At 69.8% G+C, this 13125-nt stretch carries 11 protein-coding genes; 5 read left to right on the plus strand and 6 right to left on the minus strand.

Going from position 1 to position 13125, the window contains the following annotated elements:
• The first annotated feature begins 191 nt into the window (after positions 1 to 191).
• From treS to OV207_RS36455, 4 genes are read left to right on the plus strand one after another with little or no spacing between them, the layout of a single operon-like run.
• On the plus strand, positions 192 to 1841 hold the full coding sequence (gene treS / locus OV207_RS36440) for a maltose alpha-D-glucosyltransferase (RefSeq protein ID WP_193429608.1): 1650 nt from the start codon (positions 192 to 194) through the stop codon (positions 1839 to 1841).
• A gap of 6 nt (positions 1842 to 1847) precedes the next feature.
• Positions 1848 to 3182 (plus strand): phosphotransferase, encoded by a 1335-nt coding sequence (locus tag OV207_RS36445; RefSeq protein WP_267559688.1) that lies wholly within the window; start codon positions 1848 to 1850, stop codon positions 3180 to 3182.
• Complete coding sequence (glgB, locus tag OV207_RS36450) at positions 3179 to 5383, plus strand: 1,4-alpha-glucan branching protein GlgB (protein ID WP_267559689.1); 2205 nt, start codon at positions 3179 to 3181, stop codon at positions 5381 to 5383. The genes OV207_RS36445 and glgB overlap by 4 nt, the downstream gene beginning before the upstream one ends.
• Positions 5384 to 5443: 60 nt before the next feature.
• A complete protein-coding gene (locus OV207_RS36455; protein ID WP_267559690.1) occupies positions 5444 to 6412 on the plus strand; it encodes an aldo/keto reductase in 969 nt (322 codons plus the stop codon).
• A 69-nt stretch (positions 6413 to 6481) separates the two neighbouring features.
• Here OV207_RS36455 and OV207_RS36460 read toward each other — a convergent pair whose 3' ends face one another.
• From OV207_RS36460 to OV207_RS36485, 6 genes are all read right to left on the minus strand, one after another.
• Complete coding sequence (locus OV207_RS36460) at positions 6482 to 6838, minus strand: PilZ domain-containing protein (RefSeq protein ID WP_267559691.1); 357 nt, start codon at positions 6836 to 6838, stop codon at positions 6482 to 6484.
• Between the two features lie 131 nt (positions 6839 to 6969).
• A complete protein-coding gene (locus OV207_RS36465; protein ID WP_267559692.1) occupies positions 6970 to 7755 on the minus strand; it encodes a heme oxygenase (biliverdin-producing) in 786 nt (261 codons plus the stop codon).
• Complete coding sequence (locus OV207_RS36470; RefSeq protein WP_267559693.1) at positions 7752 to 8024, minus strand: hypothetical protein; 273 nt, start codon at positions 8022 to 8024, stop codon at positions 7752 to 7754. Before OV207_RS36470 ends, OV207_RS36465 begins: the two co-directional genes overlap by 4 nt.
• A 1215-nt stretch (positions 8025 to 9239) precedes the next feature.
• Positions 9240 to 9767 (minus strand): gamma-glutamylcyclotransferase, encoded by a 528-nt coding sequence (locus tag OV207_RS36475; RefSeq protein ID WP_267559694.1) that lies wholly within the window; start codon positions 9765 to 9767, stop codon positions 9240 to 9242.
• 16 nt (positions 9768 to 9783) lie between these two features.
• Complete coding sequence (locus OV207_RS36480; RefSeq protein WP_267559695.1) at positions 9784 to 10374, minus strand: GbsR/MarR family transcriptional regulator; 591 nt, start codon at positions 10372 to 10374, stop codon at positions 9784 to 9786.
• Positions 10371 to 11369, minus strand: coding sequence for a polyprenyl synthetase family protein (locus tag OV207_RS36485; RefSeq protein ID WP_267559696.1), 999 nt, complete (start codon positions 11367 to 11369; stop codon positions 10371 to 10373). The genes OV207_RS36480 and OV207_RS36485 overlap by 4 nt, the downstream gene beginning before the upstream one ends.
• Before the next feature lie 196 nt (positions 11370 to 11565).
• On the opposite strand from OV207_RS36485, the gene OV207_RS36490 reads away from it, so the two are divergent.
• Positions 11566 to 13059 carry an MFS transporter gene (locus OV207_RS36490; RefSeq protein WP_267559697.1) on the plus strand — a complete coding sequence of 498 codons (1494 nt, stop codon included), beginning with the start codon at positions 11566 to 11568 and terminating at the stop codon, positions 13057 to 13059.
• Positions 13060 to 13125: the final 66 nt, after the last annotated feature.

Here is a 13125-nt window from a genome sequence, read left to right on the forward strand (position 1 = left end):
TGGCTGGGCGTGAAGCCGGAAGAGACGTACCAGGTGCATGAATTGATGGCCGACCAACGCTCCCTGTGGCAGGGACCGGACGTGCAGGTGCGCCTGACGCCGGAACAGCCCGCGGCCGTGTATGCCGTGTATCGCTTCCGCCGCACCGAGCACGCGTTCGACTACTTCGAGTGACACCCTCCGAGAGGCGTATGGACCTGGATCCGCTCTGGTACAAAAAGGCGCTCATCTACGAGCTGCACATCCGCGCATTCCACGACTCGAACGGGGACGGCCACGGGGACATCCCGGGCCTCATCGAGAAGCTGCCCTACCTCCAGGAGCTGGGCGTGGACTGCCTGTGGCTCCTGCCGCACTACCCGTCACCGCTGCGCGACGACGGCTACGACATCGCGGACTACTACGGCATCCACCCGGACTACGGCACGCTGGCGGACTTCCAGCGGCTGGTGGAGGAGGCCCACAAGCGCGGCCTGCGCATCCTCACGGAGCTGGTGGTCAACCACACCAGCGACCAGCACCCCTGGTTCCAGGAGGCGCGCCGCGACCCGAAGAGCCCCAAGCGCAACTGGTACGTCTGGAGCGACACCGACGAGCAGTACAAGGGCGCGCGCATCATCTTCACCGACACGGAGCGCTCCAACTGGACGTGGGATCCGGTGGCCAAGCAGTACTTCTGGCACCGCTTCTTCAGCCACCAGCCGGACCTCAACTACGACAACCCTGAAGTGCAGGAAGCCATGCTGGACGTCATGCGCTTCTGGCTCAACATGGGCGTGGACGGGTTCCGCTGCGACGCCGTGCCCTACCTCTTCGAGCGCGAGGGCACCAACTGCGAGAACCTCCCGGAGACGCACGCGTTCCTGAAGCGCCTGCGCAAGACGATCGACTCCGAGTACCAGGGCAAGGTGCTCCTCGCGGAGGCCAACCAGTGGCCCGCCGACGTGCGCGTGTACTTCGGCGAAGGCGACGAGTTCCACATGGGCTTCCACTTCCCCGTGATGCCCCGCCTGTTCATGGCGGTGCGCCGCGAGGACCGCACGCCCATCGTGGAGATCATGCAGCAGACGCCGGACATCCCGGACAACTGCCAGTGGGCCATCTTCCTGCGCAACCACGATGAGCTGACGCTGGAGATGGTGACGGACGAGGACCGGGACTACATGTACCGGGAGTACGCCACCGACCCGCGCATGCGCATCAACCTGGGCATCCGCCGCCGGCTGGCGCCGCTGATGGACAACGGCCGCCGGCGCATCGAGCTGATGCACAGCCTGCTGTTCACCCTGCCCGGCACGCCGGTCCTCTACTACGGGGACGAGATCGGCATGGGCGACAACATCTACCTGGGCGACCGCAACGGCGTGCGCACGCCCATGCAGTGGACCGGCGACCGCAACGCGGGCTTCAGCCGCGCGGACTACGCGCGCCTCTTCGCGCCCGTCATCGCGGACCCCGTGTACGGCTACCAGTCCATCAACGTGGAGGCCCAGGAGCGGCAGAAGTCCAGCCTGCTCCAGTGGGTGAAGCGGATGATCGGCATCCGCCAGCGCTACCCCGTGTTCGCCATGGGCACGCTGAAGTTCCTCGCCACGGAGAACCGCAAGGTGCTGGCCTTCGTGCGCGAATGGCAGGGGCAGTCCGTGCTGGTCATCTGCAACCTGTCGCGCTTCGCGCAGCCGGCCGTGCTGGACCTGCGCGAGCTCAGTGGCTCCGTCCCCGTGGAGCTGATTGGAGAGACGGCGTTCCCCCGCATCAGCGACCTGCCCTACCAGCTTTCAATGGGCCCCTACATGTTCCTGTGGTTCCGGTTGGACAAGCCTCTGCCGGGGAAGGAGTAAACGCGCGTGACACCCTTGGACCTGACAAAGCTGCCCGACTTCCTCAAGGCCCAGCGATGGTTCGCCGGCAAGGCGTGGCCCATCAAGAGCGTCAGCGTGGCGGATCACGTGAACATGGAGCTGGGCTCGTGCTCGTTCACGCTCGCCATCGTGGAGGTGGTGTACGAGCTGGGCCATCCGGAGCGCTATCAGCTCCAGGCGCGCCAGACGCCCGAAGGCCTGGTCAGCGCGCTGGAGGACGACGCCTGCGTGCGCGCCCTCTTCGGCCTGGCGCGTGAGGGCCGCGAGCTGCCCTCCGGCTCCGGCCGCGTGGTGGGCGAGTGGATTTCCTCCACCGACAGCGGCGTGGCCCTGCCGGATCCGCTGACGGTGCGCCGGCTCAACGTGGAGCAGAGCAACACGTCGCTCGTGCTGGGCGAGCGCGTCATCATCAAGGTCATCCGCAAGCTCGAAGCAGGCGTGAACCCGGAGTACGAGGTGGGCCGCTTCCTCGCGACGAAGACGTCCTTCCGCGCGACGCCGCAGCTGCTGGGCGCGCTCAACCTGGAGGGCCCCGCGGGCGCGACGCTGGCCCTGGCGCACCGCTTCGTGCCGGACGCGGTGGACGGCTGGAAGTACACGCTGGATCGCCTGCGCCAGGAGAAGGCGCTGGGCGAAGGCTTCCTGGCGGACATGCGGGAGCTGGGCGCGCGCCTGGGCGACCTGCACAAGGCCTTCGCCTCCGCGGGGCCGGACGACCTGGCCTTCTCCCCGGAGCCGCTGCTGCTGGAGGACCTGCAGCGCTGGAGCGCGTCCATCGTGGGCGAGCTGGGCGTGACGCTGGCGGACGCGGGCCGCCTGCACGCGGACCTGGAGGGCCGGCGCGACGGGCTCATCGCGTACGCGAAGAAGCTGGCGCAGGTGGCGCCCTCCGGCCAGAAGATCCGCATCCACGGCGACCTGCACCTGGGCCAGGTGCTGCGCGCGGAGAACCAGTGGCTGTTCTTCGACTTCGAGGGAGAGCCCTCGCGGACCTTCACCGCGCGGCGGGAGAAGTACAGCGCGCTGCGCGACGTGGCGGGGATGATCCGCTCCTTCGACTACGCGGAGGCCACCGTGGCGCTGGAGGGCGGCCAGCCGCGCGGGCGCGTGGGCCCCACCCGCGACGCCTTCCTGGAGGGCTACCGGTCCGCGACGCGCGGCGCGCCCTTCCTGCCCGACAACGACGAGGCCTTTGACGTGATGCTGCGCGCCTTCGAGCTGGAGAAGCTGCTGTACGAGGTGCGCTACGAACTGGCGAACCGGCCCGACTGGGTGCGAATCCCCGTCGAGGCCCTGCTGCGGATGGAGGATGCCCCGTGAGGAAGCCGGCGGACAGAGCACAGGTGGAGGCGGAGCTGCAACGCGTGGTGGAGCTGCGCCATCCGGAGCCGCACTCCGTGCTGGGCGTCCACCCGGACGGGGACGGCATGGTGGTGAGGGCCTACCGGCCCGAAGCCGTGTCCATCCACGTGCTGCCGGAGTTCGGCGGCAAGGTGCCCATGGTGCACCGCACCGGCGGCGTCTTCGAGGCGCGCATCAACGGCCGCACGGAGCCGTTCGGCTACCTGCTGGAGGTGGAGTACCCGGGCAAGAAGGTCTTCACGCTGCGCGACCCGTACAGCTTCCTGCCCACGCTGGGGGAGCTGGATCTCTACTTCGCGGGCGAGGGCCGCCACGAGCGGCTCTGGGAGCGCATGGGCGCGCACCTCATCCACCACAACGGGGTGAAGGGCACGTCCTTCGCCGTCTGGGCGCCCACGGCGTCCGGCGTGTCCGTGGTGGGTGACTTCAACGGCTGGGACGGGCGCCTGCACGGCATGCGGCGCATGGGCTCCTCCGGCATCTGGGAGCTGTTCGTCCCGGAGGTCGGCGAGGGCACCCGCTACAAGTTCGAGATCCGCCCGGGCCACGGCGGCGGCCGGCTGCTCAAGTCGGATCCGTTCGCCTTCCGCACGGAGACGCCGCCCGCCACCGCGTCGGTGGTGCACGACCTGGCGCGCTACGCGTGGGGCGACACCGCGTGGCTGGAGGCCCGGGAGAAGCATCCGGACGCCGTGCACCAGCCCTGGAGCGTCTACGAGGTGCACCTGGGAAGCTGGCGCCGCGTGGTGGAGGACGGCGACCGGCCCATGACGTACCGCGAGCTGGCGCCGGAGCTGGCGCGCTACGTGAAGGAGCTGGGCTTCACGCACGTGGAGCTGCTGCCCGTGGCGGAGCACCCCTACGGCGGCTCCTGGGGCTACCAGGTCGGCGGCTACTACGCGCCCACGTCGCGCTTCGGCCACCCGGACGACTTCCGCTACCTGGTTGACTACCTGCACCAGGAGGGCGTCGGCATCATCGTGGACTGGGTGCCGGGCCACTTCCCGCGCGACAGCCACGCGCTGGGCGACTTCGACGGCACGGCGCTCTACGAACACGCGGATCCGCGCAAGGGAGCGCAGCCGGACTGGGGCACGCTCGTCTTCAACTTCGGCCGCAACGAGGTGCGCAACTTCCTCATCGCCAACGCGCTGTTCTGGCTGGAGGAGTACCACATCGACGGGCTGCGCGTGGACGCGGTGGCCTCCATGCTCTACCTGGACTACAGCCGCAAGCACGGCGAGTGGATCCCCAACCGCTGGGGCGGACGCGAGAACGAGGAGGCCATCCAGTTCCTGCGCGAGCTCAACGACACCGTGCGCCGCAAGCACCCGGGCGTCGTCGTCATCGCGGAGGAGTCCACCGCGTGGCCCAAGGTGAGCCAGCCCACCAGCGAGGGCGGCCTGGGCTTCCACTTCAAGTGGAACATGGGCTGGATGCACGACACGTTGTCGTACTTCGGCAAGGACCCCATCCACCGTCAGTACCACCACAACCAGCTCACCTTCGGCCTGCTGTATGCGTTCAGCGAGCACTTCATGCTGCCGCTGAGCCACGACGAGGTGGTGCACGGCAAGGGCAGCCTCTACGGCCGCATGCCGGGGGACCCGTGGCAGAAGCGCGCCAACCTGCGCGCGCTCTTCGCGTGGATGTGGGCCCACCCGGGCAAGAAGCTGCTCTTCATGGGCGGCGAGTTCGGCCAGCCGGGCGAGTGGAACCACGACAAGAGCCTGGACTGGCACCTGCTGGGAGACCCGGGCCACCAGGGCATCAAGAAGCTGGTGAGCGACCTGAACCGCGTCTACCGCGACCTGCCAGCGCTCTACGACGCGGACAGCGAACCGGTGGGCTTCCAGTGGCTCCAGGCGGACGCCTCCGCGGCGAACGTGCTGGCGTTCGTGCGCCGCTCGCGCACCCCCGGGCGTCACGTGGTGTGCGTGGCCAACCTGTCGCCGGTGCCGCGCGAGAACTATCGCGTGGGCTTCCCGCTCCAGGGCCGTTATGTGGAATTGCTCAACAGCGACGCGGGGGAGTACGGCGGCAGCGGCCTGGGCAACCAGGGCCAGGTGCACACCGAGCCCACCGGCTGGGACGGGCAGCCGTCATCCGCGGCCCTCACCCTGCCCCCGCTGTCGGTGGTGTGGTTCACCCCGGGCTAGGAAGGGCGCCCTGGCGCGTCCTTCCATCCGGCCTTCACGCGGCACGGAAAGGACGCGCCAATGGCCTCGCAGGCAGTGACGAAGCGGAAGCTGGGGACGACAGGGCTGGAGGTGTTCCCGCTGTGTCTGGGTGGGAACGTCTTCGGCTGGACGAGCGATGAGGCGACGTCCTTCGCCGTGCTCGACGCGTTCATCGAGGGCGGCGGCGACTTCATCGACACCGCGGACGTGTATTCGCGGTGGATCCCCGGCCACCAGGGCGGCGAATCGGAGACGGTGCTGGGGCGGTGGATGGCCTCGCGCAAAACGAGGGACCGCGTGGTGGTGGCCACGAAGGTCGGCGCGGAGACGGCGCTGGGCAAGGGCCTCACCCGCGAGCACATCGAGAAGAGCGTGGAGGCGTCCCTGCGCCGGCTGGGCGTGGAGCGCATCGACCTGTACTACGCGCACTACGACGACCCGAACACGCCCCTCGAGGAGACGCTCCGCGCCTTCGACGCGCTGGTGAAGGCGGGCAAGGTGAAGGCGCTGGGCCTGAGCAACCACACCGCGGAGCGGGCGGCGGAGGCCCTGGCCACGCAGCAGCGCCTGGGGCTCGCGCGCTACCAGGTGCTCCAGCCGGAGTACAACCTGGTGGAGCGCTCCCGCTTCGAGGACGCGCTCCAGCCGCTGAGCCAGAAGGAGGGGCTCGCGGTGGCGCCCTACTTCGGGCTCGCGTCGGGCTTCCTCACCGGCAAGTACCAGGAGGGACAGCCGCCGCCCAGGTCGCAGCGCGCGGACGGTGTGTTGAAGAAGTACGGCAACGCGAAGGGCTGGGCCGTCGTCGCCGCGCTGAAGCAGGTGGCCCGACGCCGGGGTGCCACCGAGGCGCAGGTGGCGCTCGCGTGGCTCGCGACGCGGCCCACGGTGGTGGCGCCCATCGCCAGCGCGACGTCGGTGCCGCAGGTGAAGGAGCTGCTCGGGGCGTTCAGCGTGAAGCTGGAGGCGGACGACCTGCGCGAGCTGGACGGCGCGTCGTCGAAGGCCTAGCGCGGTGGAGGAACCGGTCCTGGCGCCCGGAAGTCAGGGCCGCCCTGCGACACCCCATGCGACACGACGTCAGCTCTCTGTTTCATCCGCGACGAGCACCGTCTTCAGCCGCTCCAGCGTGGCCTCCGGCACGTCGATGAAGGACAGGCCTACCTCGAAGCGGGCCACGGCGTCCTTGGGTAGCTTGACGGCCCAGACGATGCGGGCCGTACATTCCAGGGAGCTGCCGTCGGGCAGGAACAACTCCAGATCCAACCGCGACCCGACGTCCTGAGGCTCATCCGAGTAGATGCGCGCGCCGCCGAGGCTGACATCGAGCACCTGCTTCTTCTCCCCAAGCTTCATCCGCGCGGGACGCGAATAGAGGGGGGCGTGGAGCCGGGGGAAGGAGCGGCGATCGATGTGGGAAGTCATCTGGGTCGTCACGATCAGCCATCCTAGCGTGCCTGTCACAAAAGGGCATATCGCCCTCCCAGGCAACGAAGTGACCACTGGGAGTGGATCACCCCGCCATGGGTTTTGGATCACCCCGACCCGGGCCCGGTCGTCCGGATGCGTCAGGGATTGAAGGGGCCGCGCGCGTCATCAATGCCGGGGGCGTCGCGCGCCAGCTCGTCGCAGATGAGCCCCTGGATGCGGAACGCCAGCCGCGCTTCCTGGACCACCTCCTGGGACTCCAGCTCACCGAGGGAGACTTCATCCAGCCGCGCCGCCAACCGTCGCTCGAAGGCAGGCAATTCGCCGGCGGACACGGCGTTGTAGAAGGCCGCGCCACGAACCCCTTCCAGCTCGAACGCCCGTGAGACGAGCTCCGCGCGCTGGGGGGCCGTGAACAGGTCCAGCACGCAGCGAGCGTAGGCATGCGCGAGCAGGAGGTGGGGCGCCTCCGTGGCCACCTCGTGGATGCGCTCCGCGTGCAGCCGCGTCTCCGCGCAGGCGAACGGCTGCGTGCGCGTATCACCGCAGAACCAGTCCAGGTCCGACGCCAGCGCCGAGGCCCGCCGCAGCTCCGGCAGCCGCAGCACCCTCGCGAGCGCCGCATCCTTCACCCCGGGCAGCACGGCTTCAAAGGCCTCGTAGAGGACGTGCAGCTGACGCAGGTGGTTCACGTAGTGCCGCGCCCGCACGAACTGGCCATACACCCCGCCGTTCCACGAGCCCTGGAAGAGCGCCTCCAGGAACGTGGATTGCTCCGCCTGTCGCCGGGCAATCCCCGTCCCCTCCTCCAGGCGCACCGACAACGGCTGGGCCGGCGTGGCGGAAGGCGAGCCCACCGAATCCCCCAGTCGCCGCTCGCGAGCGGAGCGGATGCCACCCCACCGCAGCGTGCCCTGAGGACTCACTGCTTCCACCCGCCATTGGGCGCCCCGTGAGCGGTGGCGGGAGCGGCCAGCGGCTCCGACGCCTCGGCTTCGCGGTGGGCCGGGTGCGATCCCTCTTCCAGCCGCTGGATGGCCTCCAACACGGTGTGCCCCAGCGCGCGCAGGACGTCCTCCTCCAGGCGGAGCGTCACCGGTCCCACCGCCAGGTGGATGTGCCCACAACTGCACCGCGTCACTTCAGCGCACGGGCCCTGCGCCAGCACCGCCCTGCAGCATCCCTGACCGCGCATCGCGACCTCCAGTTGATTTTGATTATCGAAATCAAATTCATGAAGCCACAACGCCCTTCCGGGGTCAAGCCGGTTCGCGCCGTTTCCGGATCCGTTGACCTCCACCCACCACCCAAAGACACACATGAAACACCAACCAAATGACATGCAAATACAAATCAATGACTGTGATTGAATCACAATGACAATCATTTAAATGTTTCAATGCAACGGCGAGGAGAGGGGCAGTTGCCCTCCTGGAAGGGGCTGCTCGTTTGAGCATGTAGGCATGGTGACACTCGGGTGGGCTGGAATGCCTGAAGGTTTGTTCAGGTCCATTCAGCCCTCGCGCGACCTTCAGGAAAATGGCTGAAGGTTTGTTCAGCACTCGTTCAGGCCACACTGCTCCTGGCATCTTTGGCGGATCAAGGCAGCTGAGGGCGCCGCGCGTCCCAAGCCGCGCTCAGGAAGAGGGAGCACATGGCGCGCTGCCTCTCTGAAACCTTGCTGGGGCTGGTGGGCCATGCGGACTGGCTGCCGGTCCACTGCGCTCCCCTCCCCCGAACCCACGGAAGCGCCGAAGGCAGAGGTGCCGACGAGGCTGCCACCCCAGGAAGTGAGGGAGCCGGGCGCAGCCGGGCCCGGGGGCGCGCTCCGTCAACGCGACGGCCTCGCTAAACATCCGTTCAGTCAGGAGTTCGTGGGTGCGAACGGGAGGGCTTCATCACCATTCCCCCGGAAAGCAGCCTGCGGATGCCATGCGGAGGCGTCAGAGCCCAAGCAAGCAGGATGGCCTGGCGAGCGCCGTGCAGCAACGGGACCGAAATAAGGAGTAGCGCTCCTCATCCACCAGGGAGTTCCTCGCGGCGAATCCATACGAAGCGAGGGGGAACGACCGGGCCAGGAAAGCCCAAGGAAGGTCCTTCCCGGAGGGGGTCCGCAACTACAAGGTCACGGCGTTGTCCCGGAAGGCGGCTGCTTCACCAACGAAGACGAGGCCGGCGCTCGTACAGCGAGCAGCCCGGGCCGCCGCGCAGCCATGAGTTCGGGGCTTCGCGGCAGGCGGCCCTGAGTGCTCAGCCCGTCTTGCCGTAGCCCAACGTGGAACCCGCCACACCGCCATGAGCCGGGGCTTCGCAGCAAGAGGCCCCGAGCGTTCAGCGCGCCTCGCCGTAACTCAACGTGGAACCCTCCGCGCAGTCATGAGCCGGAGGGGGCGCGACAACCGTCCCGTGCTCAGCGCGTCTCGCCGCGGCCCAGCTTCTCCACGTAGTCCGCCGGCAGCCCGGCGCTCCGGGCTCCGCGCACCAGGGCCTCCACGAAGCGCGGGCTCACCGGTCCGTCCGACGACGCTCGGCGCGGGTTGGTCACGAACGCCGTGGCCTCCAGCTCCTGTCCGTCCACGAGCACGCGCACCGTGCGCTCCACGCACATGCTGGTGACGAAGCCCTCCTTGTGCTGGACGATGGGCCAGTCCTTGCCGGCGATCTCGAAGAGCCGGCCGTACACGCGAGCCCCGGGCACGTCGGTGAGGCCCGCCACCCGGCCGCCCCACCAGCGCGAGGGGAAGTCGTAGACGAGGTCCACGTCCAGCGCCTCGGCCAGCCGCCCTTCCGGCAGCTCGAAGAAGCCGTAGCTGTGCTGGCCCTTCCACTCCTCGAAGGCGGCCCGGTCCAGGATGGTCGAGTACGCGAAGTACAGCCGGGGCGCGTCCGCATCCGCCTGCGCGCGCGCCTTCATCACCTGATCGTAGTGCGAGTCCATGACCGCCCTCCTACCACTAGCCCTTGCGCGAAAGGGCGCCGTCGCGGAACGCACCCAGCACGCCCGCCACATCCAGGCGGGACGTCTTGATGAAGAGGCGCAGCGCGCGCTCCACGTGCTCGGCCAGCGTGGCCATGCGCTCCAGCCTCCTCAGCCGCTCCACGGGGATGCCGCCAGCGCCTTCCGCCAGCCGGCGCGCTTCGGACAGGTCCGCCCGGATGCGGGTGACGAAGGCCGCCTCGCGCTCCTCCACCACGTGCGTCACCATCCGCACCAGGTCCGTCTCCGCCGCGTAGCGCCACACCGTGTCCTGCGGCACGCGCACGCGCTGGATGACGCCCCAGCGCTCCAGGTCGCGCAGCAGCATGGAGACGCCGCCCTTGGACAGGTCCAGCTCGCGCTCGATCTCGCCCGCCGTCAGCGGCTCGCCGCGCAGGTACAGCAGGCCCCACACGCGGCCCTGGTTGCGCTTGAAGCCCCAGAACTCGATGACGTTGCCCACCGCCTCCACGGCGATGGCCTCCCACGGCGCCAGCCGGCCATTCTCCGGCGGCGCTGTGGTCTTCTGGCTCCCGGGATCCCCCCCCGTCCACAGGTAGCCCTTCATGCAGCGCGCCCCTTCACCTGGTCGGCGATGCCCTCGGCCAGCCGGTGCGCCCAGCTGGCCAGCTCCGCGCCCGCAGCGTCCTTGGAATAGGGCCCCAGCTTGTCCAGCGCCGCTTCAATCTCGGTGTTCATCATCGACATGGAGGCCTCCACCGCGCCGGTGGCCTCGATGGCGTTGCCAATCTCCCGCGTGCGCTCCGGGGTGATGACGGAGAACGCCCACGCGTCCTTGAGCTTGCGGCGCAGCGATTCATCCCGCGCCACCGCCAGCAGGATGGGCAGCGACGGCGTGCGCGAATGGACGTCCGCGTACCGGGGCTTGCCCACGTCCGTGCCCAGGATGTCGCGGATGTCGTCGGCGATCTGGAACGCCACGCCCAGGTGCCGGCCGAACGCGTCGAAGCGGGCCACCGCGTCCGGCTGGTCCGCCAGCGTCGCGGCCGCCTTGCCGCACCAGCCGAACAGGGAGCCCGTCTTGCCCTCGGCGATGTAGCGCAACCGCGTCAGCGGCAGGTTCATGTCGCCGCGCGCCTCCACCTCCGCGATGGCCGCGCGGGTCATCTCCGTGACGATGGCCAGGCCGCTCTGCACCACGCGCGCGTCCAGCAGGGACAGCTGCGTGAGGGCCGTGGACAGGATGAGGTCGCCGCTCATCACCGCGACGATGTTGCCCCACCGGGCGTTCACCGTCGGGCGGCCCCGGCGGTACATGCCCGCGTCCACCACGTCGTCGTGCAGCAGGCTGGCCGAGTGGATCATCTCCGCCGCCACGCCCACGTCCACCAGCCGCGCCGCCGGGACGCCCACCGCGCCACCGAAGAGGCGCACGAGCATGGGCCGCGCGCGCTTGCCACCCGTGCCCAGGCACAGGTGCCGGGCCGCGTTCATCAGCGTGTCACCTTCCACGTCCGGTCCGACGTCGCCATCCGCGAGCAAGGCGTTCAGCCGCTGCTCCACCTGCCCCAGAAACTCCGTCAGCTCGTGAGCGACATCCATGTGCGCGGTCTCCTTCCGGTCGTTCATATAGTTCAAGACCGCGTGAACCGCACCTGAATCCCACCTGCCCAGCAAGCGAGGGGACGCAGCGGGAGGAACGCCAGGGATAAGGCCGGTTGGTGGCCGGCCGTGCGCCCGGGCCACACCGGGGGTCCGGTTGAGGGGGACGGGAAGGCCGTGGGACATCTGGGGCCGCGTGTCCCCCGCCGCCTTTCGCCGCCACCTCGTCCAGAGCTTCGCCTCCCTCGCCACCGGCGTTCCGCTCTTCCGCCCTGGCGCTTCACTGCCCGGCTCGTCAGCGCCGCTGCTGGGGGCGCCCCCACCGTCGGACGGCCCCCAGGGTCCGCCCGTCCACCAACGGCTGCGCGGGTCGCTGCGCATGTCCATCGTGGAGGGGATGTTCGCGGAGGTGTTCACCGCGTGCGCGGGCGCCACGGTGCTCACCGCGTGGGCCATCGCGCTGAAGCTGGGGCCCTTCCTGGTGGGCGTGATGACGGCGCTGCCGTTCTTCGCCCAGTTCGTGCAGTTCCCCGCCGCGTGGCTCACCCTCTGCTTCGGGCACCGGCGGGTGGCCCTCACGGCCGTGTGCCTGTCACGGCTGGTGATGCTGCCCCTGGCGCTCCTGCCGTGGCTGGACCTGTCGCTGGAGGGCCAGCAGCACCTGCTGCTGGCGGTGGCCGGCCTGTCCGCGCTCCTGGCCGTGGTGGGCAACAACGCGTGGGTGGCCTGGATGGGGGAGCTGGTGCCGCGCGCCGTGCGGGGCCGCTTCTTCGGCAAGCGCACCGCGCTCACCACGCTGATGGGCACCGGCGCGTCCCTCACCGCGGGCCTGCTGATGGACCGGCTGCGGATGCTGGACGGCGTGGGCTACGCCCTGCCGCTGCTGGCCCTGGCCGCGTGCGTCATGGGCATCGTCACCACGCTGATGATGGCCGCGCAGCATGATCCGGCGCCCCCCGGCACCACGCCCCGGCTGGAGCTGAAGGACGCGCTGCTGCCGTGGAAGGACGACGGGGCCCGGCGCGTGCTCGTGTACCAGGTGGCGTGGAACGCGGCGGTGGGCGTGTCCGCGCCCTTCTTCGCGCTGCACTCCCTGCAGAACCTCAAGATGACCTTCGTCATCATGGCCCTGCACGCGGCGGCGGTGGCGGGCGTGCGCGTGCTCACCGCGTCCATGTGGGGCCGCGCCATCGACAGGCTGGGCGCGCAGCCGGTGCTGATGGCCTGCTCGCTGGGCATCAGCGTCATCCCGCTGCTGTGGCTGATGCCGTCCGCGGGCATGCTGTGGCCGCTGCTGTTCGACGTGCTCCTGGCGGGCGCGCTGTGGAGCGGCCACGGCCTGGCCATCTTCGCGCTGCCCCTCACGGTGGCGCCGCGCCGGGGACGGCCCTTCTACCTGGCGGCGTTCGCCACCGCCGGAGGCCTGGCGTACGCGGCGGCGGCGGCCCTGGGCGGCGCCCTGGCCGCGCGCATCCCCCAGCAGTTCATGCTGGGCGGCCACGTCTGGGCGAACCTGCACGTCCTCTTCGTCGTGTCGGCGGTGGCCCGCCTGGGCGCGGCGTTCCTCGCGGCCCGGGTGAACGAACCCGGGGCGGCCACCGCGCGCACCGTGGGCCAGGTGCTGGAGCGGCTCCTGCCCCGCCCGCGGCCCACCCTGCGCGAGGCCCGCTCGCCGGACGTCCGCTCCTGAAGGCCCGGGGGCCTCCCGGGCGTCAGCCGAACTTCCGGGCCAGACGTCCGGGGCCAGAGGTCCGGG

The organism is Corallococcus sp. BB11-1 (assembly GCF_026626625.1).
Lineage (GTDB): Bacteria > Myxococcota > Myxococcia > Myxococcales > Myxococcaceae > Corallococcus > Corallococcus soli.

What these genes read in the sequence shown, in the direction of transcription:
- OV207_RS36485 (WP_267559696.1), bottom strand. Translation starts at nt 11,369, where the DNA reads ATGGATGTCGCTCACGAGCTGACGGAGTTTCTGGGGCAGGTGGAGCAG.
- OV207_RS36470 (WP_267559693.1), bottom strand. Translation starts at nt 8,024, where the DNA reads ATGCGCGGTCAGGGATGCTGCAGGGCGGTGCTGGCGCAGGGCCCGTGC.
- OV207_RS36480 (WP_267559695.1), bottom strand. Translation starts at nt 10,374, where the DNA reads ATGAAGGGCTACCTGTGGACGGGGGGGGATCCCGGGAGCCAGAAGACC.
- OV207_RS36455 (WP_267559690.1), top strand. Translation starts at nt 5,444, where the DNA reads ATGGCCTCGCAGGCAGTGACGAAGCGGAAGCTGGGGACGACAGGGCTG.
- treS (WP_193429608.1), top strand. Translation starts at nt 192, where the DNA reads ATGGACCTGGATCCGCTCTGGTACAAAAAGGCGCTCATCTACGAGCTG.
- OV207_RS36475 (WP_267559694.1), bottom strand. Translation starts at nt 9,767, where the DNA reads ATGGACTCGCACTACGATCAGGTGATGAAGGCGCGCGCGCAGGCGGAT.